This is a genomic window from Micromonospora sp. NPDC050276 (assembly GCF_044459545.1).
Classification (GTDB): domain Bacteria; phylum Actinomycetota; class Actinomycetes; order Mycobacteriales; family Micromonosporaceae; genus Micromonospora.
Map to the genome: position 1 here is coordinate 226,896 of NZ_JBITJA010000005.1, position 23,366 is coordinate 250,261.

General features: G+C 72.2%; 20 protein-coding genes. 11 read left to right on the plus strand and 9 right to left on the minus strand.

What is annotated here, in order from left to right; translation table 11 throughout:
* Nucleotides 1-172 precede the first annotated feature (172 nt).
* The 4 genes from ACIBF8_RS12435 to ACIBF8_RS12450 form a co-directional block, all read right to left on the minus strand.
* Nucleotides 173-1,801 carry a cytochrome b N-terminal domain-containing protein gene (locus tag ACIBF8_RS12435; protein WP_396782743.1) on the minus strand — a complete coding sequence of 543 codons (1,629 nt, stop codon included), beginning with the start codon at nt 1,799-1,801 and terminating at the stop codon, nt 173-175.
* The gene (locus tag ACIBF8_RS12440) at nt 1,798-2,886 is read right to left on the minus strand and encodes a ubiquinol-cytochrome c reductase iron-sulfur subunit (RefSeq protein WP_396782745.1); all 1,089 of its coding nucleotides are present in this window, start codon (nt 2,884-2,886) and stop codon (nt 1,798-1,800) included. The genes ACIBF8_RS12435 and ACIBF8_RS12440 overlap by 4 nt, the downstream gene beginning before the upstream one ends.
* Nucleotides 2,887-2,950: 64 nt before the next feature.
* Nucleotides 2,951-3,787, minus strand: coding sequence for a cytochrome c (locus ACIBF8_RS12445; RefSeq protein WP_124772806.1), 837 nt, complete (start codon nt 3,785-3,787; stop codon nt 2,951-2,953).
* Nucleotides 3,788-3,857: 70 nt separating this feature from the next.
* The gene (locus tag ACIBF8_RS12450; RefSeq protein ID WP_124820713.1) at nt 3,858-4,457 is read right to left on the minus strand and encodes a heme-copper oxidase subunit III; all 600 of its coding nucleotides are present in this window, start codon (nt 4,455-4,457) and stop codon (nt 3,858-3,860) included.
* Between the two features lie 108 nt (nt 4,458-4,565).
* Here ACIBF8_RS12450 and ACIBF8_RS12455 point away from each other — a divergent pair, with 108 nt between their 5' ends.
* The 4 genes from ACIBF8_RS12455 to ACIBF8_RS12470 all read left to right on the plus strand — a co-directional run bounded on the left by ACIBF8_RS12455 (nt 4,566) and on the right by ACIBF8_RS12470 (nt 7,631).
* The gene (locus ACIBF8_RS12455) at nt 4,566-5,486 is read left to right on the plus strand and encodes a cytochrome c oxidase assembly protein (protein ID WP_396782746.1); all 921 of its coding nucleotides are present in this window, start codon (nt 4,566-4,568) and stop codon (nt 5,484-5,486) included.
* A 103-nt stretch (nt 5,487-5,589) separates the two neighbouring features.
* Nucleotides 5,590-5,985, plus strand: a complete 396-nt coding sequence (locus ACIBF8_RS12460; RefSeq protein WP_088988339.1) for a hypothetical protein — start codon at nt 5,590-5,592, stop codon at nt 5,983-5,985.
* 92 nt (nt 5,986-6,077) lie between these two features.
* On the plus strand, nt 6,078-7,124 hold the full coding sequence (gene trpD, locus ACIBF8_RS12465; RefSeq protein WP_396782747.1) for an anthranilate phosphoribosyltransferase: 1,047 nt from the start codon (nt 6,078-6,080) through the stop codon (nt 7,122-7,124).
* A gap of 306 nt (nt 7,125-7,430) precedes the next feature.
* On the plus strand, nt 7,431-7,631 hold the full coding sequence (locus ACIBF8_RS12470; protein WP_396782748.1) for a hypothetical protein: 201 nt from the start codon (nt 7,431-7,433) through the stop codon (nt 7,629-7,631).
* A 219-nt stretch (nt 7,632-7,850) separates the two neighbouring features.
* Here ACIBF8_RS12470 and ACIBF8_RS12475 read toward each other — a convergent pair whose 3' ends face one another.
* A complete protein-coding gene (locus ACIBF8_RS12475) occupies nt 7,851-8,276 on the minus strand; it encodes a cytochrome c oxidase subunit 4 (RefSeq protein WP_396782749.1) in 426 nt (141 codons plus the stop codon).
* 9 nt (nt 8,277-8,285) lie between these two features.
* Nucleotides 8,286-9,257: a cytochrome c oxidase subunit II gene (gene coxB / locus ACIBF8_RS12480; protein WP_396782751.1), complete on the minus strand. Its 972-nt coding sequence runs from the start codon at nt 9,255-9,257 to the stop codon at nt 8,286-8,288.
* A 170-nt stretch (nt 9,258-9,427) separates the two neighbouring features.
* Between coxB and ACIBF8_RS12485 the strand changes: the two genes are divergently transcribed.
* A complete protein-coding gene (locus ACIBF8_RS12485) occupies nt 9,428-10,579 on the plus strand; it encodes a cysteine desulfurase family protein (protein WP_396782752.1) in 1,152 nt (383 codons plus the stop codon).
* On the plus strand, nt 10,576-10,809 hold the full coding sequence (locus ACIBF8_RS12490; RefSeq protein ID WP_396782753.1) for a sulfurtransferase TusA family protein: 234 nt from the start codon (nt 10,576-10,578) through the stop codon (nt 10,807-10,809). The genes ACIBF8_RS12485 and ACIBF8_RS12490 overlap by 4 nt, the downstream gene beginning before the upstream one ends.
* A gap of 202 nt (nt 10,810-11,011) precedes the next feature.
* Here ACIBF8_RS12490 and ACIBF8_RS12495 read toward each other — a convergent pair whose 3' ends face one another.
* The 3 genes from ACIBF8_RS12495 to ACIBF8_RS12505 form a co-directional block, all read right to left on the minus strand.
* On the minus strand, nt 11,012-11,989 hold the full coding sequence (locus ACIBF8_RS12495) for a carbohydrate kinase family protein (RefSeq protein WP_396782754.1): 978 nt from the start codon (nt 11,987-11,989) through the stop codon (nt 11,012-11,014).
* 200 nt (nt 11,990-12,189) lie between these two features.
* Nucleotides 12,190-12,558, minus strand: coding sequence for an iron-sulfur cluster insertion protein ErpA (gene erpA, locus ACIBF8_RS12500; protein WP_007463211.1), 369 nt, complete (start codon nt 12,556-12,558; stop codon nt 12,190-12,192).
* 179 nt (nt 12,559-12,737) lie between these two features.
* A complete protein-coding gene (locus ACIBF8_RS12505) occupies nt 12,738-13,877 on the minus strand; it encodes a glycerate kinase (RefSeq protein ID WP_396782756.1) in 1,140 nt (379 codons plus the stop codon).
* A gap of 68 nt (nt 13,878-13,945) precedes the next feature.
* Here ACIBF8_RS12505 and nadA point away from each other — a divergent pair, with 68 nt between their 5' ends.
* The 5 genes from nadA (at nt 13,946) to ACIBF8_RS12530 (ending at nt 23,323) form a co-directional block, all read left to right on the plus strand.
* On the plus strand, nt 13,946-15,145 hold the full coding sequence (nadA, locus tag ACIBF8_RS12510) for a quinolinate synthase NadA (protein WP_396782757.1): 1,200 nt from the start codon (nt 13,946-13,948) through the stop codon (nt 15,143-15,145).
* 212 nt (nt 15,146-15,357) lie between these two features.
* Complete coding sequence (gene murA, locus ACIBF8_RS12515; RefSeq protein WP_396782758.1) at nt 15,358-16,713, plus strand: UDP-N-acetylglucosamine 1-carboxyvinyltransferase; 1,356 nt, start codon at nt 15,358-15,360, stop codon at nt 16,711-16,713.
* 72 nt (nt 16,714-16,785) lie between these two features.
* Nucleotides 16,786-17,379, plus strand: coding sequence for a DUF3043 domain-containing protein (locus ACIBF8_RS12520; RefSeq protein ID WP_396782759.1), 594 nt, complete (start codon nt 16,786-16,788; stop codon nt 17,377-17,379).
* A 164-nt stretch (nt 17,380-17,543) separates the two neighbouring features.
* Nucleotides 17,544-18,104 (plus strand): helix-turn-helix domain-containing protein, encoded by a 561-nt coding sequence (locus ACIBF8_RS12525; RefSeq protein ID WP_396782761.1) that lies wholly within the window; start codon nt 17,544-17,546, stop codon nt 18,102-18,104.
* A gap of 383 nt (nt 18,105-18,487) precedes the next feature.
* Complete coding sequence (locus ACIBF8_RS12530; protein WP_396782763.1) at nt 18,488-23,323, plus strand: WG repeat-containing protein; 4,836 nt, start codon at nt 18,488-18,490, stop codon at nt 23,321-23,323.
* The last annotated feature ends 43 nt before the right edge of the window (nt 23,324-23,366 follow it).

Here is a 23,366-nt window from a genome sequence, read left to right on the forward strand (position 1 = left end):
GGACCGCACGGATACCCGGCTCACCGGGGTTATTCCTGCGATCGCCCGTCGCGCGGGGTCGGCCGGTCCCGCCGTGGCCGTCCGACTCCGCCTCGGATGGGCGTCCGGTACGGAAACGACGTGACGCCCGCCGGAGAACCGGCGGGCGTCACGTAACGGTGCGCTGGGGCGGTTAGCGGCGCTCGCCGCTGCCGATCTCCTCGCGCTCGGGTCGGGCCTCGACCGGCGGGTGCCCCGGGGAGACCGGCGCCTCGACCGGCTTCTCGATCGGGTAGAAGAAGCCCCGGATGGCCGGCCCGAGGGCGCCCAGCCGGTTCATCTTCTTCGGCACGACCCAGCCGACGTACTCCAGCTGGCCGTGACCGTCCGCGTGCCCGTTCGACGCGCTGAGCGGCTGGTGCACCTCGACGAACCGGCCGTCCGGCAGGCGCCGGATGATACCGGTCTCCACGCCGTGCGCGAGCACCTCCCGGTCGTGCTGCTGCAGACCCAGGCAGAGCCGGTACGTGACGTAGTACGCCAGCGGCGGGACCACCAGCAGACCGATCCGGCCCGCCCAGGTCATCGCGTTCAGGCTGATCTGGAACTTGTCCGCGATCACGTCGTTGGCGCCGGAGAGCGTCAGCACGATGTAGAACGCGACGGCCATGGCGCCAACCGCGGTCCGGGCCGGCGCGTCCCGGGGACGCTCGAGCAGGTTGTGGCTCTTGCGGTCCTTGAGTTGCCGGGCTTCCAGGAACGGGTACATCGTCGACAGGCCCACCAGGATGCCGGGCAGTACGACCGTCGGCCAGAACAGCGGCGGAATGACGTACCCGTCGCCGATCGGAATGTTGATCTCCCAGGCCGGCATGAGTCGGGTCGAGCCGTCGAGGAACATGACGTACCAGTCGGGCTGGCTGGCGGCCGAGACCACCCACGCCTCGTACGGGCCGAACAGCCAGATCGGGTTGATCTGGAACAGACCGCCCATCAGCGCGATGACGCCGAAGACGACCATGAAGAAGCCGCCCTGCTTCAGCGCGTACCGGGGGAACATCCGCTCGCCGACCACGTTGTTGTTGGTCCGGCCGGGGCCGGGCCACTGGGTGTGCTTCTGCTTGAAGACCAGGCCCAGGTGGACGCTGATCAGCGCGACCAGCAGACCCGGGATGAGCAGCACGTGGGCGATGAAGAACCGGCTGATGATGATCGTGCCCGGGAACTCGCCACCGAAGATCGACGACGTGACCCAGGAGCCGATCACCGGGATGGACAGCATGATCGCCGAGGCGATCCGCAGGCCGGTGCCGGACAGGCCGTCGTCCGGCAGCGAGTAACCGGTGAAGCCGGCCAGGAAGCCGACCCAGAACAGCAGCGAACCGATGATCCAGTTGGTCTCGCGCGGCTTGCGGAAGGCTCCGGTGAAGAAGACCCGCAGCATGTGCACGACGATCGCGGCCATGAACAGCAGCGCCGCCCAGTGGTGCATCTGCCGCATCACCAGACCGCCCCGGACGTCGAACGAGATGTCCAGGCTGGAGGCGTACGCGGCGGACATCGGCGTGCCCTGCAACGGCGCGTAGCTGCCGTCGTAGACCACCTCGGTCATCGCCGGCTCGAAGAAGAAGGTGAGGAACACACCGGTCAGCAGCAGCACGATGAACGAGAACAGCGCGATCTCGCCGAGCAGGAAGGACCAGTGGTCCGGGAAGACCTTGTTCAGCAGCTTGCGCAGCGGGGTGGCCACCGCGAAGCGGTCGTCCACTCCCACCGCGGCCTTGCCCGGCGTCGCCGCAAGGTCAAACTTTCGACGCTTCATGGCCGCTCCCAGAAATCAGGCCCGACGGTCTCGGTGTAGTCGGACTTCGCCACGAAGAAGCCCTCGGAGTCCACCTCGATCGGCAGCTGCGGCAGCCGCCGGCTGGCGGGGCCGAAGATGGGCCGGGCGTTGTCGGTGATCAGGAACTGGGACTGGTGGCACGGGCAGAGCAGCCGGTTGGTCTGCTGCTCGTAGAGGCTGGCCGGGCAGCCGGCGTGCGTGCAGATCTTGGAGAACGCCGCGTAGTTGCCCCACATGTAGTCGCCGTGGCCGACCCGCTCGTTGGCCCGGCGCGACTCCTGCGCGTCGGAGTCACGAAGGTGGATCAGCAGCGTCGGCGAGTCGGCGTGCTTGTTGCTCACGCCGTGGTCGATGCCGGGGAAGACGGTCAGCTGCCCACCGGTGCTGATGTCCGCCGGGCGGATCGGCCGGCCGTCCTCGCGGACCAGGCGGATCCGCTGGCCGCCCTCGGCCGCGGCGAACCCGGTGGTGAACATCTGGTTGTTCTTGTGCGGCTGCGAGATCAGGCCACCGACCAGCGGTGCCGCCGCGACCGCGGCGACCGGCGCGAGGCCGGCCAGCAGCGAGATGCCGAGCAGGGGGCGACGCTTCACACCCAGCTCGTCGGCCATGTAGAGCATGGTCTGGCCGGTGATGGTGCGGCCTTCCTCATCCACCTGACCCTCGTGCCGGTCCTGGATCGAGACCTCCTTGGGCAGCAATTTCTTGCCCCAGGTCAGGATGCCGAAGCCGACGGCGAGCAGCGCCACGCCGAGGGTGAGACCGAGCAGCGGGGTGTAGAACTTGTCGCCGCCACGGCCCGCCTCGTACTTCCACGGCCACCAGATGTAGATGGCGAGGAAGGCGGTCGCGGCCAGCCCGGTGATCAGGAAGAAGCCGGCGACCACCCGGGTCAGCCGACGCTCCGCCTTGGTGCCCGGCAGCACCTGCGGCTCGTAGTGGACGATCTCGATGTCGTCCCGGCGCGCGCCCTCACGAACGATGTCGAACCGGGTCAGCTTGGGGTCGTTCACGTCGAGCGGCTCCCGGCCCTGCGGGGCCTGGTGCTCGGTGTGGGTGCTCATGCCGTCACCTCGCTACGGGTGGCGCCGAGCGGCACCACAGCACTGAATCGGATGCTCCGCTCGATCACGACTTGCCCGCAATCCACAGGCTAGCGAAGACGAGCGCCACGATGCCAACCAGGAAGATCGCCAGACCCTCGGTGGACGGGCCGTACCGCCCGAGGTTGAACCCACCCGGGTCCTGGTCGTGCTTCAGCGTCTCCTGGATGTAGGCGATGATGTCGGCCTTCTGCTCCGGCCGAAGCTGGTTGTCGCCGAACACCGGCATGTTCTGCGGGCCGCTCAGCATTGCCGCGTAGATCTGGCGGTCGGTCGCGGGGTGCAGGCTCGGGGCGAACTTGCCCGAGGAGAGCGCACCGCCGCCGCCACCGAACGCGTGGCACTGCGAGCAGTTGATCCGGAACAGCTCACCGCCGGCCGCGACGTTGCCGTCCTCGCGGAGGTCGTCGCCCTCGGGCACGACCGGGCCGCCGCCAAGCTCCTGGATGTACTGGGCCAGTTGGCGGGTCTGCTCGTCGGTGAAGACCGGCGGCTTGCGGTGCGCCTGGGCCTCCTGGCGGGCCAGCGGCATCCGCCCGGAGCTGACCTGGAACTCGACCGATGCCGCGCCGACGCCGATCAGGCTCGGCCCGCGGCCCTCGACACCCTGGGCGTTGCGGCCGTGGCAGGTCACGCAGCTCACGTCGAACAGCGCCTTGCCCTCTGCGGCGGCGCCGGTCAGCTGCGGGTTGTCCTGGGCCTGGGCACCTGGGGCGAAGACGGTGTATGCGCCGCCGGCCAGCATCAGCGCGGCGATCAGCCGGACCGCGGCGCCCAGCCGGCGGCGGCCCCTGCTGCGCGCGGCGGGCCGCTCGCGCAACCGCGCGAGCAGACCGCGTCGGCGGTCGTTGTCAGAAGTCATGAGCGGTGTCCTTAACCGGTTGGACCTGTCTCAGGGGACGGAGCAGCAGCGCGGAATGTGACGCGCAAGATCACTGGAGCCAGTAGATCATGGCGTACAGCCCGATCCACACGACGTCGACGAAGTGCCAGTAGTACGACACGACGATCGCCGACGTCGCCTGCGCCGGAGTGAACCGGCCCATGGTCGTACGGACCATGAAGATGATGAAGGCGATCAGACCACCGGTCACGTGCAGACCGTGGAAGCCGGTGGTCAGGTAGAACACCGACCCGTACCCGTCTCCGTTGATCTTGATGCCGTCCTCGACCAGGTGCCGGTACTCGTTCAGCTGGCCGAGAACGAAGATCAGGCCCATCACGAAGGTGACGGTGAACCAGCGCCGCAGCGCGTGGACGTCACCCTTCTCCGCCGCGAAGACGCCAAGCTGGCACGTCACCGAGGACAGCACCAGGATCACCGTGAAGGTGGTCGCGTACGGGATGTTCAGCGCCTCGGTGTGCTTCTCCCACTGCTCCGGCGCAGCTGCGCGGATCGAGAAGTACATCGCGAACAGCGCCGCGAAGAACATGAGTTCGCTGGAGAGCCACACGATCGTCCCGACGCTGACCATGTTTGGTCGGGTCAGAGAGTGGATCCGGCTCTTGTCAATGGCTGGGGCCGCAGTCACGCCGTCATTATTGCCCCTGACCGGGGCCGCCGATCAGCGGGGTGGCAAACCTGCGCCTTCCGTGGCCCGAGCGTCAGGGTCCGGTTCGCCTGGCCTAGCCTGAAAAGCGTGCTGCACGTCGATCCGATCTTCGCCGCCACCTCGGCGCCCCCGCCGTTCACCGTCGGCGCGGTGCTGACCGAGACCCGGCTGGACAGCTGGCTGGCCCTCGGCCTGGTGCTCGCCGCCGGCCTCTACCTCTACGGGGTGTACCGGCTGCGCCTGCGGGGCGACCGTTGGCCGATCGCCCGTACCGTCTTCTTCCTCGGGCCCGGGCTGGGCGGCATCGCGCTCGTCACGGTCAGCGGGTTGCACGCGTACGACACCGCGCTGCTGTCCGTGCACATGATCCAGCACATGGTGCTGTCCATGGTGGCGCCGATCTTCCTGGCGCTGGGCGCGCCGATGACCCTGGCCCTGCGGACCCTGCCGGTCGGGCCGCGCAAGCGCCTGCTCGCGATCGTGCACAGCCGAGTCGCCCGGGTCTACAGCTTCCCGCTGGTGGCGTTCGCCATCTTCGTGGTGAACCCGTTCGTGCTGTACTTCAGCGACCTGTACCGCTACACCCTCGAGCACGCCTGGGCGCACGAGCTGGTGCATGCGCACTTCATCATGACCGGCTGCGTGTTCTTCTGGCCGCTGCTCGGCCTCGACCCGCTGCCCGGCCGCTGGCCGTACCCGGCGCGGGCGCTGCTGATGCTGCTCTCGGTGCCGTTCCACACCGTGCTCGGTCTCACCGTCATGCAGAGCAGCACGCTCTTCGGCGGCGACTGGTACCCGTCGCTCAACCTCGGCTGGGTCGACCCCTGGCAGGACCAGGTGGTCGCCGGCGGCATCCTCTGGGCCGGCGGTGAGTTCGTCAGTGTGACCATGCTCGCCGTCCTGGTGGTGCAGTGGGTCAAGCAGTCCGAACGCGAGGCCCGCCGGGTGGACCGCGAGCTGGACCGCCAGGAGGCCCGCGAACGCGCCGCCGACGCCGCGACCGCCTGAGCTGCCCGGACGGTACGCCCCGGCGCCCGGCGCCGGGCGGGATGTCGGCTACATCACGTCGCCCGGTACGATCTGCGGGCAGCTACGAGGTGGGAGTTCCGGCATGAGCGATCGTCTTTGCACCGTCCTGCTCTACAGCGACGACCCGCAGGTCCGTGACCGGATGCGGTTGGCCGTCGGCACCCGTCCCGCCCCCGGGCTGCAGATCGAGTTCGTCGACGCGTCGACCTACGCGGAGACCATCCGACTGGTCGACGACTACGAGATCGACCTGCTCCTGCTCGACGGTGAGGCGAGCCCGGGCGGCGGCATCGGCATCGCCCGCCAGATCAAGGACGACCGGGACGACGCTCCCCCGACCTGCCTGGTCATCGCCCGCGCCGCCGACCGATGGCTCGCCGCATACGCCGAGGTCGACGCGACGCTGGTGCACCCGCTCGACCCGGTGACCACCGGTGGCACGGTGGCCGAGTTGCTGCGGACGCACGCACCTGCCTGACGTCCCAGCTCCTCCGGCACCCCCCCACGGCGCCGGATCTCCTCGGCGCCAGTTCCAGCCCACCCGCACTTCGTACGCTCGGGAGGCCCGCCATGGGCGATCGGACCTGGCCGCACCTGCTCAACTCGCTGTTGCGCGGTGACGAACTCTCCACCGCCGACACCGCCTGGGCGATGGACGAGATCATGACCGGCTCGGCGAGCGCGGCGCAGATCGCCGCCTTCGCCGTGGCACTGCGGGCCAAGGGTGAGACTCCGGCGGAGCTGGCCGGCCTGGTGGAGGCGATGCTGGGTCGGTCGGTCCCGGTGGTGCTCCCCGAGGAGCTGCGCCGCACCGCGCTCGACGTGGTGGGCACCGGTGGTGACCTCGCCCACACGGTCAACATCTCCACGATGACGGCGCTGGTGGTCGCCGGCGCGGGCGTCCGCGTCGTCAAGCACGGCAACCGGGCCGCCTCCTCGCTGTGCGGCACCGCCGACCTGCTGGAGTTTCTCGGCATCCCACTCGACCTCGACCCGGAGCAGGTCGCTCGCTGCGTCGAGGAGGCCGGCATCGGGTTCTGCTTCGCGGCGCGGTTCCACCCCGGGATGCGGCACGCCGGCCCGGTCCGCCGCGAGGTGGGCGTGCCCACCTTCTTCAACTTCCTCGGCCCGCTGACCAACCCGGCCCGCCCTCGGGCCGGCGCGGTCGGCTGCTTCGACCTCCGGATGGCCCCGGTGATGGCGAGCGTGTTCGCGGCCCGCGGCGACTCGGCGATCGTGATGCGCGGCGAGGACGGGCTGGACGAGTTCACCACCGCCGCGCCGACCCGGGTCTGGGCGGCCCAGGGCGGCACCGTACGCGAGGCCGTGCTGGACGCGACGGACCTGGGGGTGCCCCGGGCCACCCTCGCGGACCTGCGCGGCGGTGACGCCGCGTACAACGCCGGCGTGGCCCGTCGCCTGCTGGCCGGTGCGACGGGCCCGGTCCGGGACGCCGTGCTGGTCAACGCGGCGGCTGCGCTGGCCACCCAGGGCCCACTGGACGGCGACCTGACCGAGGCGCTCCGCGCCAGCCTGGCCCGCGCGGCCGAGTCGATCGACTCCGGCGCGGCCGCGGCGACCCTGGACCGCTGGATCGAGACCGCCACCACCGCCTGACCGCACCACTGCCTGCCTGCACCCTGCTTGACGGCACCGCCGTCCGGCTCGTCGGCGGGGCGGTGCTCCGGCCGTGATCGACTCGGATTCCCTGAACCCGGGGTGTCCGCGCAGCCCAGATAGCCCGATTTCAATAATGTCGAGTGGATCACGTGTGAATGCCGACGGGTGGGCGACGGGTCGGCGACGGGTGCGCGGGGATTTGTCGGACCCGTCTGGGAAACTACAGCTGAGTAGTTCTCCGCCTCCGTCTGTGTGTCGTTGTCGCATCCGGAGGCGGCCCGCCCGGTACGAGAGGAGACGCCCGTGTCGCACCGCGAGCTCTACTGCGACGTCTGCGAGGGCGTGGCGCTGTTCGAGGCACCGCCCTGCGTCGACGGCCACGGCACCGACTGTCCAGAGCTGATCTGCACCGGCTGCGGAGCCGCCGTGGTGGTCACCACGTTCGCCTTCTCGGTCACCCGGCTGGCCGCCCGCCGACGCCAGCCCGCCCGCCGCGCCGCCTAACCGCGGCCCCGCCCGCCGCGCCGCCTGACCGCGGCCCCGCCCGCCGCGCCGCCTAACCGCGGCCCCACCTGACCGTCGCTCGCCCGGATCGGGCAGCGCCTCTCGACCCGACCTCCTGGTGTCGCCGCCGGACACGTTTCGAGCATGACCGAAGGCCCGCTCCCCATCGGGGAACGGGCCTTCGTCGTGCCGGGTCGGTCGCCACGGCGACCGGGTGGATCAGTGCTCGGCGGTGCGCCGGGTGCCGCTGTAGTACTCGAACAGCAGCCCGCACGCGGCGAAGACAACCGCCACCAGGCCGGCGCCGATCAGCCAGAACTGCCAGAAAACCATGCCGAGCGCGGCGATCGCGGCGGCCAGCGCCAGACCGAACGGCCAGTAGCTGCCCGGGCTGAAGAAGCCGACCTCACCAGCGCCATCGGCGATCTCGGCGTCCGGACGGTCCTCCGGGCGCAGGTCGATGCGGCGGGAGACGAACCAGAAGAAGCCACCGCACATCGAGCAGAGCAGGAACGACAGCAGCAGGGCAACCGTGCCGACCCACTCGACGCCGCCCGACTCCCCGTGCGTCCAAGCGCCGTAGAGGATGGTGGCACCGAAGAGGAACCCGGCGATGATCAGGAAGATACGCCACTCGGTCTTCATGCGGCTGCCTCAGCTTCCCGTGCGGGCCGGAACGTCGTCCGGGTTGAAGTTGTCCTGCGTCCGCCGGGTGTCGAACGGCTGCGTGGTCTCCGCGTACGGCTCCTCACCGATCGCGGACAGCGCGTCCTGGGTGGACTTGCCGCTCTGCTTGGCCGCGAGGAACTGGTCGTACTTCTCCGGCGAGACCACCCGCAGCTCAAAGTTCATGAACGCGTGGTAGCTGCCGCACAGCTCGGCGCAGCGCCCAACGTAGGCACCCTCGGCCTCCAGGCTGGAGACCTCGAACACGTTGCGGATCTTGCCCGGCATGACGTCCCGCTTGAACAGCAGCTCCGGCACCCAGAACGAGTGGATGACGTCGCGGCTGGTCTCCTCGAACCGGATGGACCGGTTGGTCGGCAGCACCAGCACCGGGATGACCTCACTGGTGCCGAGCGTCGACGCGGTGGTGCGGGCGTCCGGGCCCTGCCCGTCGCGGTAGTTGAACTGCCAGTTCCACTTGAACGCGACGACCTCGACCGTGACGTCCGGGTTCTTCGACAGCTTGTCGACGTCGGTCTGCACGATCGCCGTGTAGTAGAAGAGCACGGAGACGATCAGGATCGGCGCGATGGTGTAGAGGAACTCCATCGGCATGTTGTAGCGGGTCTGCACCGGCAGCGCGTTGCCACGCTTGCGGTAGCGCACGACGCACCAGAAGATCAGGCCCCACACGAAAACGCCGACCGCGAGCGCGGCGATGCAGGAGGCGATCCACAGGTCGTACATCCGCTTGGACTCCGGCGAGATGCCGCCCTGCGGCCAGCCGAAGCCGTGAAAGGTCTGACCCACGTCACAGCCCGTGAGCAGCACCAGCAGCGCCACGCCACCGAGACCGAGCCCGGCCAGGCGACCAGCACCACGCCCCCGGCGTCCACCAACCCCTGGGGAAGCGCTGTGCCGTACGGCCGACGGCCGTACCTCCGAACTCCTTGCGACCACCTGGTCCTGCCTCCCTAGCGCGCCGCGGTGCGTCTTTCCTCAGCACCGGCGGCAAAGGCGTCACCGACGGTCGCAGATTACTCGACCATGACGGACTCAACCGTGGTGGGGTCACTGTCCGACCCCCATCGGGGGGATCCTAGGCATACCGCCGCGATACCGTCGGGCCTGTGAGCGCATCCCCGGTCTACCTGGACGCGGCGACCGCCGCGCCCATGCATCCGGTGGCGCGGCAGGCGCTGCTGGCCGCCCTCGACGACGGCTGGGCCGACCCGGGCAAGCTGTATACGCAGGCCCGCCGGGCCCGGCAACTGCTCGACGCCGCCCGTGAGGCCACCGCGCTGACGCTCGGCGTCCGCGCCGATGAGGTGTCCTTCACCCCCAGCGGTACGGCGGCGGCCCACGGCGCGGTGCTCGGGGGTCTGGCGGGTCGGCGGCGGGTCGGGACGGCGCTGGTGCACTCGGCGATCGAACATTCGGCGGTGCTGCACGCGGCAGAGCGGCACGTCGCCGGGGGCGGAACCGCCACGTCGGTGCCCGTCGACCGGTTGGGCCGGCTGGACCTGTCCGCGTGGTCGACCGCCGTTGCGGCTCCCGGGGTCGCGCTGGCCGCCTTGATCACCGCCAGTCACGAGGTGGGGACCGTGCAGCCGGTCGCCGAGGCGGCCGCCGCGTGCGCCGATGTGGGGGTGCCGCTGTACGTGGACGCGGCGCAGTCGGTGGGCCGGGTTCCCCTGCCGGCCGGTTGGTCGGTGCTCACGGCGAGCGCCCACAAGTGGGGCGGGCCACCCGGGGTGGGGGTGCTGGCGGTCCGCAAGGGCACCCGCTGGGAGTCACCCTGGCCGGCCGACGAGCGGGAGGGTGGTCGTACCCCCGGGGTGGTGAACCTGCCGGCGGTCGTGGCGGCGGCGGCGAGCCTGCGCGCGGCGGCGGCCGACGCGGCGGCCGAGGCGACCCGGCTGGCCGCACTGGTGGACCGGGTCCGGGCCCGGGTCGCGGCGGAGGTGCCCGACGTGGAGGTGGTCGGCGATCCGGTGCTGCGCCTCCCCCACCTCGTCACCTTCTCCTGCCTGTACGTCGACGGGGAGGCGCTGCTGCACGCACTGGACCGGCGTGGTTTCGCGGTGTCGTCCGGCTCGTCCTGCACCTCGTCCACGCTGCGCCCGTCGCACGTGCTGGAGGCGATGGGGGTGCTCTCGCACGGCAACGTGCGGGTCAGCCTGCATCGCGAGACGACCGAGGCGGACGTGGATCGGTTCCTGACCGAGTTGCCCGGGATCGTCGCCGGGCTGCGCGCCGAGGCGGGGGTGGTGGGGCTGTGACGATGCCGGACGAGGTGATCGACTGCCGGGGCCAACGCTGCCCGCTGCCGGTGATCGCGGCGGCGCGCCGGATGCCCGAGGTGCCGGTCGGCACGGTGGTCCGGGTGCTGGCCGACGACCCCGCGGCGGCGGTCGACATTCCCGCCTGGTGCCGGATGCGCGGCCAGGAGTTCCTCGGCTCCGTCAACGGCCCAGAAGGCCCCGCCTACGACATCCGCCGCACCCACTAACACCCCACCCCCACCCCCACCCCCAACCCCCGCCCCCGCCCCCGCGATCTTGCAGTTTCTGCGGGGACAAAAGCGCGCAAAAGCCGCGATACGGCGACAGAAAGTGCAAGATCGCCGAGGCGGGGTGTGGCAGGGGCGGGCGGGGCGGGGGCGGGGCGGGGCGGGGCGGGGCGGGGCGGGGCGGGGCGGGGCGGGGGTTGGGTTACGGGAGGAGGTGGGGGCGGACTTCTTCTGCTGCCTGGTCGCCGTAGGACTCGGCCAGCCGCTTGACGAACAGGTCGCGGCGGACCTCGTACTCCTGGGTCCCGACGGTCTCCAGGACCAGCGTGGCCAGCAACGAGCCGACCTGGGCGGCCCGCTCCAGGCCGACTCCCCAGGAGAGCGCGGTGAAGAAGCCGGCCCGGAAGCCGTCGCCCACCCCGGTCGGGTCGACCGCCCGGATCTCCCGCGCGATCGGTACGTGGATCGGGTCGATGCCACGCCCGGCAATCTCCACGCCGTGCTTGCCCAGCGTGGTGACCCGCACCTTGACCAGGTCCAGCAGTTGGTCGTCGCTCAGCTTCGCCTTGCTCTGCAGCAGCGACTTCTCGTAGTCGTTGGTCATCAGGTACTCGGCGCCTTCGATCAGCGCCACCACGTCCTCGCCGCCCATCCGGGCGAGCTGCTGGGACGGGTCGGCCGCGAAGGCGTACCCGCGACTGCGGCACTCGGCCGAGTGGCGCAGCATCGCCTCGGGGTCGTTGGCGCCGACCAGCACCAGGTCCAGACCGCCGAGCCGGTCGGCGACCGGGGCCAGCTCGATGTTGCGGGCCTCGCTCATCGCACCGGCGTAGAACGACGCGATCTGGCACATGTCGGTGTCGGTGGTGCAGACGAACCGGGCGGTGTGCGCCACCTCGCTGACGTGCACCGAGTCGCAGTCCACCCCGTGGCGCTCCAGCCAGGAGCGGTAGTCGGCGAAGTCCGCCCCCACCGCGCCGAGCAGCACCGGGCGCAGCCCGAGCTGACCCATGCCGAAGGAGATGTTCGCCGCCACACCGCCGCGGCGGAGCACCAGGTCATCTACCAGGAAGGAGAGGGACACCTTGTGCAGCTGATCGGCGATGAGCTGGTCGGCGAAGCGACCGGGAAAGCTCATCAGGTGATCGGTGGCGATCGAGCCGGTGACGGCGATCTTCATGTCAACCCTCGGGGTCGGGAGCAGGGCGCGGTCAGCCTACCGGCACGGCAACCCGATGGTCACCGCTCGGTCGGACAACGGCAACCGGCCCGCCACGGCCACCGGCGGGACCGCCGCCAGACCGGTGCGGGCGCCGACCGGTACGACGATGGGGCCGTCCCGAAGAACGGCCCCATCGTTGCTGCTGGGTGTGGTGTGACTCAGTTGAACGAGTCACCGCAGGCGCAGGAGTTGCCCGCGTTGGGGTTGTCGATGGTGAAGCCCTGGGCGTCGATCCGGTCGGCGAAGTCGATCGTCGCGCCGGAGAGGTACGGGGCGCTCATCCGGTCGACGACGACCTCGACACCGCCGAAGTCGGTCACGACATCACCGTCGAGCGAACGCTCGTCGAAGAAGAGCTGGTACCGCAGGCCGGAGCAGCCGCCCGGCTGCACGGCGACGCGGAGCCGCAGGTCGTCGCGGCCCTCCTGCTCGATCAGGGCCTTGACCTTCTGCGCCGCGACGTCGGTGAGGACGACGGAAGTAGGGGCCTGGGCCTCGGTCGACTCGGTCTGCGCTGGCGTGGTCACGTGGAAGTCTCCCTGCGCGGTTTGGGTCCGGACGCACTGGCCAACATCGCGCGCCGTCCAGTGATTCCCGGTTGTGGTCCTCAACCGATCGTACGCCGCCCCGGCCGGGCGCACCCGCGTGGCGTGACCGCCGCCGCAGGTCGGCCCGGTCCTGGGGGCCGACCGGGTGCTCGACACGCTCAGCGGCTCCACTGCCGGGCCAGCCGGGCGCCCAGCTCGCGCAGCCCCTGCGCGGGCCGGCTGAGCGCGGCGTCGAGCCCGCCGCCCTCCTCGCCGCCGAAGTGCTCGACCAGGCTGTACGCGTCGGTCACCCCGGCCGAGGCGGCTTCCCGCCGGCCGGTGCTCACCTGCCCGGCCACCACCACGCAGGGGACTCCCCGGTCGCGGGCGGCGCCAGCCACCCCCGCGACGACCTTTCCGCGTAGCGACTGGTGGTCGAACGACCCCTCCCCGGTGACCACCAGGTCGGCGGTGTCCAGTGCGGCGTCGAGGCGGGTGGCCCGGGTGACCAGGCCGATGCCCGACTCGCAGTTGCCGCCGAGGGCGAGCAGCGCCGCACCGATGCCCCCGGCGGCCCCGCCGCCGGGGAGTGCGCCGAGCCCGGGCGGGCAGCCGGGCAGGTCCCGTTCCAGCACCGCCGCGAAGCGCTCCAGGGCGGCGTCGAGCAGTAGCACGTCAGCGCGGTCGGCGCCCTTCTGCGGGCCGAAGACGTTGCTCGCGCCGTGCAGACCGAGCAGGGGGTTGTCCACGTCGGTGGCGGCGACCAGCCGGACGCCGCGCAGCCGGGGCGCGCCGTCCAGCGCGTCGACGGCGGCGAGCGCCGCCCCGCCGTACGGCAGCGCGGCGCCGCCCGGGTCGAGCGGGGTCACGCCCAGCGCGGCGAGCATGCCGGCGCCGGCGTCGTTGGTGCCGGAGCCGCCCAGCCCGATCACCACCGTCCGGGCGCCGCTCTCCACCGCGGCGGCCACCAACAGACCCAGCCCGTACGAGGTGGTGGTCTTCGGGTCACGTTCGGCGGCGGAGAGCAGGTGCAGACCGCACGCCTGCGCGCTTTCCAGATAGGCGGTCGTGCCGTCGGCGGTGAGCAGGATCTCACCGGCCGCCGGTCGGCCCAGCGGGTCGACCGTCGACACCGGTACCCGCCGGCCGCCGAGGGCGTCGGCGAGCACCTCCACGAAGCCCGGCCCACCGTCGGCGAGCGGGCGGATTAGCAGATCGTCTCCGTCGGTGACGGTGCGCCAACCGGCAGCGACCGCGGCGGCCACCTCCGGTGCGGACAGGGTGCCGGCGAACTTGTCCGGGCAAAGCAGCACGCGCATGCCGAGCAGTGTGGCAGCCCACACCGAGCGAAGCTGCGGGGCGCTCGTGCTGTGGGACCATGGGCTACGTGACTTCGACCTGGGTGGAACCCTCCAACACGGCGACGGCTCTGCTGCTGCTCGGCCGGGGCAGCGACCCCGACACCGAGCGCGGCGTCGAGTGTCCGGGCGACCTGCCGGCGCCCAGCGATCCGGATCTGGTGGCCCGCGCCACGGCCGCGAAGGCCAAGCTGGGCAGCAAGGTCTTCGTGCTGGGGCACCACTACCAGCGCGACGAGGTGATCCAGTTCGCCGACGTGACCGGCGACTCGTTCAAGCTGGCCCGGGAGGCCGCGGCCCGTCCGGACGCGGAGTACATCGTCTTCTGCGGCGTGCACTTCATGGCCGAGAGCGCCGACATCCTCACCACCGACACCCAGCGGGTGATCCTGCCCGACCTCGCGGCGGGCTGTTCGATGGCGGACATGGCGGTGCTGGGCCAGGTCGAGGCCGCCTGGGACACGCTGACCGAGCTGGGCATCGCCGGCGACACCGTGCCGGTGACGTACATGAACTCCTCGGCCGACATCAAGGGCTTCGTCGGGCGCAACGGCGGAGTCGTCTGCACCTCGTCCAACGCCAAGCGCGCCCTGGACTGGGCGTTCGAGCAGGGGTCGAAGGTGCTCTTCCTGCCCGACCAGCACCTAGGCCGCAACACCGCCGTGCTGGAGATGGGCCTGTCGCTGGACGACTGCGTGCTCTACGACCCGCACAAGCCCGGTGGCGGGCTCACCCCGGAGCAGCTGCGCGACGCCAAGATGATCCTCTGGCGGGGGCACTGCTCCGTGCACGGCCGGTTCACGCTGGACAGCGTCAACGACGTACGGGAGCGGGTGCCCGGAGTCAACGTCCTGGTCCACCCGGAGTGCCGGCACGAGGTGGTCACGGCGGCCGACTACGTCGGCTCCACCGAGTACATCATCAAGACCATCGAGGCGGCGCCGGCCGGGTCGGCGTGGGCGCTCGGCACCGAGCTGAACCTGGTCCGCCGGCTCGCGCTGGCTCACCCGGACAAGCAGATCATGTTCCTGGACAAGGCCGTCTGCTACTGCTCGACGATGAACCGGATCGATCTGCCGCACCTGGTCTGGGCCCTGGAGGAGCTGGTCGCGGGCCGGGTGGTCAACCAGATCACGGTGGACGCGGACACCGCGCACCACGCCCGGGTCGCGCTGGACCAGATGCTCGCCCTGCCCGGCGCGGACACCCCGCCGCCGGCGGCGTCCTAATCACGATCCGTAGCGCTCTTGGTACGCAAAAGTGCCGGATCACCGATTAATGCCACACACGCCGATGTGACCGAGTCCTTTTTCGTCACCGAGGGCTATGCTGCCCAAGCGACGACACACGCGGGCCGTTTCGATATGGCCGCATCCGGGGTAGCGACAACGTTCAGGCGCCCCACCATCAACACGGCAGCACCGACGCGCTGGAGGTTGCGTTGACCGACGACGTCCTGGTTGTGCACGGAGGCAGTCCGCTCGAAGGGCGGATCCGCGTGCGCGGCGCGAAGAACCTGGTATCGAAGGCGATGGTCGCCGCGCTGCTCGGCGACAGCCCGAGCCGACTGTTCGACGTGCCGAAAATCCGCGACGTCGAGGTGGTCCGAGGTCTGCTCGGCCTGCACGGCGTCAAGGTCACCGACGGCGCCGAGGACGGCGAGCTCGTCTTCGACCCGGCGAACGTGGAGAGCGCCAGCACCGACCAGATCAACGTGCACGCCGGTTCCAGCCGGATCCCGATCCTGTTCTGCGGCCCGCTGCTGCACCGGCTCGGGCACGCGTTCATCCCGGATCTGGGCGGCTGCCACATCGGCCCGCGGCCGATCGACTTCCACCTCCAGGCGCTGCGGGAGTTCGGCGCCACGGTCGACAAGCGGCCGGAGGGTCTGCACCTGTCCGCGCCCAACGGGCTGCACGGCACCAAGTTCGCCCTGCCGTACCCGAGCGTCGGCGCCACCGAGCAGGTGCTGCTGACCGCCGTGATGGCCGAGGGCGTCACCGAGCTGCGCAACGCCGCGGTCGAGCCGGAGATCATCGACCTGATCTGCATCCTGCAGAAGATGGGCGCGATCATCAAGGTCCACACCGACCGGGTGATCGAGATTCAGGGCGTGCCGAAGCTGCACGGCTACACCCACCGGCCGATCCCGGACCGGATCGAGGCGGCGAGCTGGGCGGCCGCCGCCCTGGCGACCCGTGGTCACGTCGAGGTGCTGGGCGCGCAGCAGGCCGACATGATGACCTTCCTGAACATCTTCCGCTCGGTCGGCGGCGAGTACGAGGTCACCGACGCCCGCGCGCCGAAGCTGGGCGACCCCGGCCAGGAGGGCGGCATCCGCTTCTGGCACCCGGGTGGCGAGCTGAACGCCGTGGCGCTGGAGACCGACGTGCACCCCGGTTTCATGACCGACTGGCAGCAGCCGCTGGTCGTGGCGCTCACCCAGGCCCGCGGCCTGTCGATCGTCCACGAGACGGTCTACGAGCAGCGGCTCGGCTACACCGAGGCACTCAACTCGATGGGCGCCAACATCCAGGTCTACCGGGACTGCCTCGGCGGCACCCCGTGCCGCTTCGGCCGGCGCAACTTCAAGCACTCCGCGGTGATCGCCGGGCCGAGCAAGCTGCACGCCGCCGATCTGGTCATCCCGGACCTGCGGGCCGGGTTCAGCCACCTGATCGCGGCGCTCGCGGCCGAGGGCACCTCCCGGGTGTACGGCGTCGACCTGATCAACCGGGGTTACGAGGACTTCGAGGCGAAGCTCGCCGACCTGGGCGCGCACGCCGAGCGCCCGTAAGCGCCGACACACTCTTCACGCCCGGTGCACCGCGATGTGCACCGGGCGCGGTGCGTTGGCTACCCTTGCCGCGTGCCGTCGCTCTTTCGCCGCAAGTCCACTGACCTCGTCGACGAGGCCGTCTCCTCGGTGACCCCCGAGGAGACCGCTGAGCGTCCCCGGGGTTACACCCCGGCCAAGGGTCGGGAGACGCCCAAGCGGCCGACCGTCGGTCGTCGCCCGGCTGGCCCGAGCCGCCCCCTCACCAAGGAGGAGGAGCGGGAGCGTCGCCGTCAGCTGCGCGCCGAGGCCGCGTCGGAGTTCCGCCGCGAGGGCGGCCCCCGCGACCGTGGTCCGGAGCGGCTGCTGGCCCGCAACGTGGTCGACTCCCGGCGCACCGTCGGCACCTGGTTCTTCGGCGGCGCGCTGATCGTGCTGGTCGGGTCGAACGCGGCCATGCCGGCGCCGGTCCGGCTGATCTCCAACGTGCTCTGGGGCGCGCTGGCGCTGGGCGTGGTCATCGACTCGGTGCTGATCTGCCGCAAGATCAGCAAGTTGGTCCGGGAACGCTTCCCGAAGACCGACCAGCGGATGGGCTCGCTCTACCTCTACGCGGTCATGCGGTCGATCACCTTCCGCCGGATGCGCGCTCCGGCGCCCCAGGTGAACCTGGGCGACAAGGTCTGACCCGCACCACCACAACACCCACGCACCATCAGCGAAACTGCTGCCTCAGGCGTCTCGGAGGCAGCAGTTTCGCGGTAACTGCGCAGATTGTGCCCGGCGTTCATCATGCTGAACACGTTGCCGTTGTTCGTCAGACCGAACGTTTGATCCAATGGAGCGAAGGCATGCCTTCGGAACCGGCTGCCCCGCTGGCCACCATCGCCGCCGCCCTGCGCCGGGAGCGGGAACGCGTTGGCATCTCGCTGACCGAGCTGGCCCGCCGAGCGGGGGTGGCCAAGTCCACCCTCTCCCAACTCGAGTCGGGGACCGGCAACCCCAGTGTGGAGACGCTCTGGGCGCTGGGCGTCGCACTCGGCGTGCCGTTCAGCCGGCTGGTGGAGCCGGTCGACGACGGCGTACGGGTCATCCGGGCCGGGGACGGGCCCCAGGTCCGCTCCGAGCAGGCCGGCTTCAGCGGAACGCTGCTCAGCGCCGGCGCGGCGCACCTGCGCCGGGACATCTACCTGATCAGGCTGGAACCGGGCACGGTCCGAGCCGGGCACGGCCACACCCCGCGCAGCATCGAGCACGTGGTGGTCGCCGCCGGCCGGCTGCGGGTAGGGCCCGAGACGGCACCGGTCGACCTCGACCCCGGCGACTACGCCACGTTTCCCGGCGACGCCCCACATCGCTATGAGGCGCTCGCTCCCGGCACCTTCGCCGTCCTCATCATGGAGCATCCCTGAACGAGCGCGACGATCCCGCTCGATCCGGCTGAACGCGGAGTGCGGTATGGTCGGAGACCAGATTCGGTTATAGGACCAAATGTCCGAAACCAATGGGATAACGTTTGCGCCGGTGGGCGGCGCCACAGTGGCGGTGAGCGAGCCCACGCCGTTACCCTCCATCCGCAGCCACGGCCCGCCGGTGCGGCGACCTGACCGGCACGTGAGGCCCCAGCGCGACAACTTGCAACGAGGTGACAACGCGTGAGCGAGCGGACGCGAGCCGGCCACCGGGGCGTGGCAGGCGGCGACCGGACGCCCGGCGGTCACCCGAACCCGGCTGCGGACAGCTCACGCCCGGCGAGAAGCGGCCCAACGGCCGGGTGTGGCGACGGGCTCGACGGATGAACGGCCGCTACACCGACCGGTGGCCAGACCCGAACGAACCGTCCTGGGTGGTCGAACCGACCACCGAGTGGCACCCCCAGTTCCCCGGCCAGCGCTACCCCGGCGACATCGGCGTGGCCCACCAGCCGCCACCGCGCGGCCGGGCGACGGTGACTGGCCGTGCGGAGGTGCCGCCGCTCGCCCCCACCCGCCCGGACGGCACCTACCTCGGTCGGTCATGGTCCGACGAACCGGCCGCGGAGCAGGCACCTCCCGGTCGGTCCTGGGTGGACGACGAGCCGGGCGAGACACCGACCTACGGCCGGCCCCGCGGCGACGAGCGTGCGGCCGACGCGTCCGGCTACGGCCGGCCCGCCACGGCCGACTCCCGCCACTACGACCACGAGCCGTACCGTCGACCGCTGCCCGAGCCACCCCGCCGCGACGAGCGCCGCTCCCCCGAGTCGGACCGCCGTACCGCCTGGTCGGACCGACGCCCCGCCGACGAACGGGGGCCCGCGCGGGAGGCCGCGTGGCACCGGGACCAGGCCAGCCCTGAGCGGTACGACAGCCGCCGTCCCCGCCCGGAGCCCACCGAACGGGACCGGGGATACCGGGGCACGCCGCCGGTCTCCCCCGCGCCCCGGCCCGAACCCGGCTGGGTGCCGGAGCCGGACGACGTACCGCGTCGGCGTGGCACGCAGGAACGACCGGCCGCTGGTTACGAGCGGCACCCCGGGGATGGGTACGGCAGTCGACCCACCCGCGACCAGGACGGTCGGCTCGCCGACGCCGTCGACCCCTGGGCACCTGTGGACGGCCGCACGCGGTACCGCGCCGACGGGTACCCGGACCGGGCCGCCGACGACCTCCGTCGCCCGGAGCCTCGCTACCGCGCGGACGAGGGGGTGGGCCCAGCGCCGTCGCCCAACGGTGGACGGCGGCGTCGGCCCGAGCCGGACCTGCCCGACCAGCCCCGCCTCGACGACGACCGTCGGCGGCCCGACGTCGACCCACACTGGCAGCAGCCCCGGGAGGCGGCGGCCCGCGCCGAGGCGTACCCGGACCGGCGCCCCCGCGAGCAGGCCCGCCCGGACGCGTACCGGGAGAACGGCTACCGCGAGGACGCGCCTCGCGAGGACGCGTACCGCGAGCCCCGGCCGGGCCAGCGGCCGGACGACAGTCTGCCCTGGCCACCCCCGGGACCGGTACGCCAGGACCGCACCCCGGACCGCACCCGGGAGCCAGGCCAGCGCACGGACCCGCACCGCACCGCAGACCCGTACCGCACGGCGGAGCCGGGTGTCTCGTCCCGGCCGGCCGCCCGGGCCGACGAGCGACCGGCGGCCACCCCGGCCCGGTACGACGAGCGACCACCGGCCGGCCCAACGCGGTACGACGAACGGCCGGTACGTCCAGCCGCGACGGCTCCGCCCGCCTCCGGCCGGGCCGTGCCGACCCCACCGGTGTCCCCGGCGCGGCCGGTGTCGCCGGCGCCCGTCTCCCCCGCCACGCCCGGCTGGGACCGACCGGTGTCCGCCGCACCGATCTCCCCGGCCTCCCCGGAGCGGCCGGTGTCGTCGGCGCCCGTCTCCCCGGCCACGCGCGGTGGGGACCGACCCGTGTCGGCCGCACCGATCTCCCCCGCCTCCGACCGGCCGGTCTCGGGGCCACCTGCCGCGCGCCTGCGGCTGGAGTACCTGCCCGCGCCGGTGGACCCGCCCAGCCTCGACGAGCGGTCGGATGCCCGGCCAGCATCGGGCCACCGGCCACTGGCCGAACCGCCGCCGGCGTCCGGAGCGCACCCCACCCCACCGCCGAGTTACCCGGGCCCGGACACCGCAGACCGCCCGGCGGACCAGTGGCGCCGCGTCTCCCCGGACCGCTCACACTCCCCGGACCGCTCGCACTCCCCGGGCCGCTCGCACTCCGCAGACCGTCCGCACTCCGCAGACCGTCCGCACTCGCCGGACCGCCCGACCGCACCGCAGCCGCCGTACCCGCCGCAGCGGCTGGTTCCGGCGGCCGACGCCCGCCTGCCGGTCGCCCCGCCGCCCACCTGGCAGGTGCCGGGCCCTCCGGCGACCCGCCCGGCCCAACCGCCGGCCGAGCCAGCCCCCGCGGCCCAGCAGCCACCGGCGGAGAACGCCGCGCCGCCGCTCCCGCTGGCCCCTGGTACGCCACGCCGCTACGTACCCCCGCCGCCCTCGGACGAGCCGGCGACGCCCCTCTCCGAGCCGGACGAGGCCCCGGGCACCCGGGGGCCGGAAGCCTGGTTCAACCCCGCCCAGCCGGCCGAGTCCGACCAGGTCGAGGCGGATCAGCGGTCGTTCGACCCCGCCGACGGTGAGTCGACGGTCGACGACCCCGAGCTGCCCACGACAGCAGCCACGTCGAACCCGGCACCGTCGACACCGAGGGCCGACATCGGCATCGGTGTCGCCGACATGCCCGCCGACGGGTCGACACCAGACGACGTCCTCGCGCCGGTCTCCGCACCGCCCACCCGCCCAGTCTCCGGCGCACCCGGCAGCTGGGCGGACGACCGGGACGACGACGCACCACCAGCTCCCGAACCGGGATCGGCGCAGGGCGGTCGACCCGTCTCCGGCGGCCCGGTCGCGATGCCTCACGACCAGGCCGAAGCCGAGGCCAACGCCGACGCCGAGGTCGAGGTCGACCAGCGGCCCGCCGCCGCTTCGCTTGTCGAGGACGCCGAGCCGGTCGAGCATGATCTGGCGGTCGAGCTCGCGTCAGTCGACCGATGGTCGGACGGCGCGGGTGATCCGAGCCCGACCCCGACGGACGGTTCGCGAGCCGACGAGTGGCCGGTCGGCGCCGCGCTGCCGGTGACGGTCGACGACGACGCGGACCCGCCCGTCTCGGCACCGCCCGTCCCGGCCAGGCCGGTCTCCGCTCCCCCGGCACCGCCCGTCCCGGCCAGGCCGGTCTCCGCTCCCCCGGCACCGCCCGTCCCGGCCAAGCCGGTCTCCGCTCCCCCGGCACCGCCCGTCTCGGCCAGGCCGGTCTCCGCTCCCCCGGCACCGCCCGTCCCGGCCAAGCCGGTCTCCGCTCCCCCGGCACCGCCGGTCTCGGCCCCGCCCGCGGCACCCAGCTCCGCGCCACCGGCTTCGGCCGCAGCCCCGGTGTCCGCGCCGCCAGCTTCGGCGGCAGACCCCGTCTCGGCACCGCCAGCGCCGACGGCACCCAACTCCGCGCCGCCAGCCCCGGCCGCAGCACCGGTCTCCGCAGTGCCCGTCTCCGCGCCACCCCTCGCCGCGCCACCCCTCTCCGCGGCGACCGTCTCCCCGGCGACCGTCCCCGCCCCGCCAACGCCCGCCGCAGCGCCGGTCTCCGCAGCGCCAGCCTCGAGCACAGCACCCGTCTCCGCACCGCCTGCGTCGACAGCACCTGTCTCCGCGCCACCGGCGTCGACGGTGCCGACCTCTGGGCCACCCGCCTCGGCCGTTCCCGGCCCGAGGAGCGGCTCGGACGACGAAAGCACGTCGGAGTCCGCACCCGACGCGGCTCCCCCGGTGCTGGCCCGCCCGTCGCTGGCCGACCCGGGAGACCCGGAGCAGGTGCTGGCCGCGTACCGCTGGCGGTTGGACCCGGTAACCCTGCGTGAGGATCTGACGGAGCCGGACAACCTACGGGCCATCCGGCGGCGGCTGACCGAGAAGTTGGGCTCGGCGGTCGACAATCGGGCCCGGGCGCGGCTACTCAGCCTGCGGGCGGTGACCTCGCGGATCCTCGGCGACCTGGACGACGCGCTGGCCGATGGTCGGCTCGCCCTCACCTACGCCGAGGCCACCGGCGAGCTGCGCCGCACCGCGCTGGCCCAGGCCCGGCTGGCCCACGTGCTGCGCTGGCGCGGCGACTTCGCCGAGGCGGACCAGCTCTTCACCCAGGCCAACTCGATCGAGCTGCCCGACCGGCTGCGGGCCGCGCTGCACGAGCACGCCGGGCGGTCGTGTTACGACCAGGGCCGGCTCATGGAAGCCTGCCAGCACTTCGAGAAGGCGCTCGACCTGCGCGGCGCGGGCGACGCCGAACTGTTGGACCGGGTCCGGGTGGCCCTCGACGCGGTCACCGCCCGCGCCACGGCGGATGGCTTCGGGCCGTACCCCCGGGGCCGGGACGAGGTGCTCGACCGGGACCGGCCCCCGCTGCCCGAGCGGGACGGACCGCTGTGGGGTTACACCAGCCAGGACGGCGACCTGGTCATCCCCGCCCGGTACGCCGAGGCGCAGCCCTTCCACGACGGGTTGGCCTGGGTTCGCCGGCCGGACACCGACCGCTGGTCGCTGATCAACCTGCTGGGTACGACCGTGATCCCGCCGTCCTTCCGGGCGGCGCGCCCGTTCAGCGACGGCCTGGCCTGGGTGGTCGGCGAGGGCGGTTGGACGGCCATCGACGCCACCGGTGCGGTGCAGGTCGCACCCAACTACGCCGAGGTACGACCGTTCCGGCGCGGGATCGCCGCGGTGCGGCGCGAGGGATGGGGGGCGGTCGACCGGACCGGCCGGATCGTCGTGCCCACCCGCTACCACGGCTTCGTGACCGAGTTGGCCGACGGCCAGCAGATCGACGGTTTCACCGACGAAGGGCTCGCCGTGGTCGACGTGGCCGGTCGGCGCGGTGTGGTGGACCGCACCGGCGCGGTGCTGGTCCCGCCGACGCACCCGATGCTGGTCATCCACCCGGTGGCGTTCCTGGTCGCGAGCGGCAGCGGGCGGTGGGGCGCTCTGGACCGGCGCGGTGAGCCGCTGATCGACCCGGTGCACCGCGATCGCGCCGAGGTGCTGGCCGAGATCGACCGGCTACTCACCGACGCCAACCCGGTGCTCTGAGTCGCCGGTCGCCAATGGTGATCCACTGGAGCTAGGGTCGGTA

Bases quoted from the DNA above. Each gene is read 5' to 3' on its own strand.
- ACIBF8_RS12435 (WP_396782743.1), bottom strand. From the start codon at position 1,801: ATGAAGCGTCGAAAGTTTGACCTTGCGGCGACGCCGGGCAAGGCCGCG.
- ACIBF8_RS12440 (WP_396782745.1), bottom strand. From the start codon at position 2,886: ATGAGCACCCACACCGAGCACCAGGCCCCGCAGGGCCGGGAGCCGCTC.
- ACIBF8_RS12445 (WP_124772806.1), bottom strand. From the start codon at position 3,787: ATGACTTCTGACAACGACCGCCGACGCGGTCTGCTCGCGCGGTTGCGC.
- ACIBF8_RS12460 (WP_088988339.1), top strand. From the start codon at position 5,590: ATGAGCGATCGTCTTTGCACCGTCCTGCTCTACAGCGACGACCCGCAG.
- trpD (WP_396782747.1), top strand. From the start codon at position 6,078: ATGGGCGATCGGACCTGGCCGCACCTGCTCAACTCGCTGTTGCGCGGT.
- ACIBF8_RS12475 (WP_396782749.1), bottom strand. From the start codon at position 8,276: ATGAAGACCGAGTGGCGTATCTTCCTGATCATCGCCGGGTTCCTCTTC.
- ACIBF8_RS12495 (WP_396782754.1), bottom strand. From the start codon at position 11,989: ATGAAGATCGCCGTCACCGGCTCGATCGCCACCGATCACCTGATGAGC.
- ACIBF8_RS12505 (WP_396782756.1), bottom strand. From the start codon at position 13,877: ATGCGCGTGCTGCTTTGCCCGGACAAGTTCGCCGGCACCCTGTCCGCA.
- ACIBF8_RS12525 (WP_396782761.1), top strand. From the start codon at position 17,544: ATGCCTTCGGAACCGGCTGCCCCGCTGGCCACCATCGCCGCCGCCCTG.
- ACIBF8_RS12530 (WP_396782763.1), top strand. From the start codon at position 18,488: ATGAACGGCCGCTACACCGACCGGTGGCCAGACCCGAACGAACCGTCC.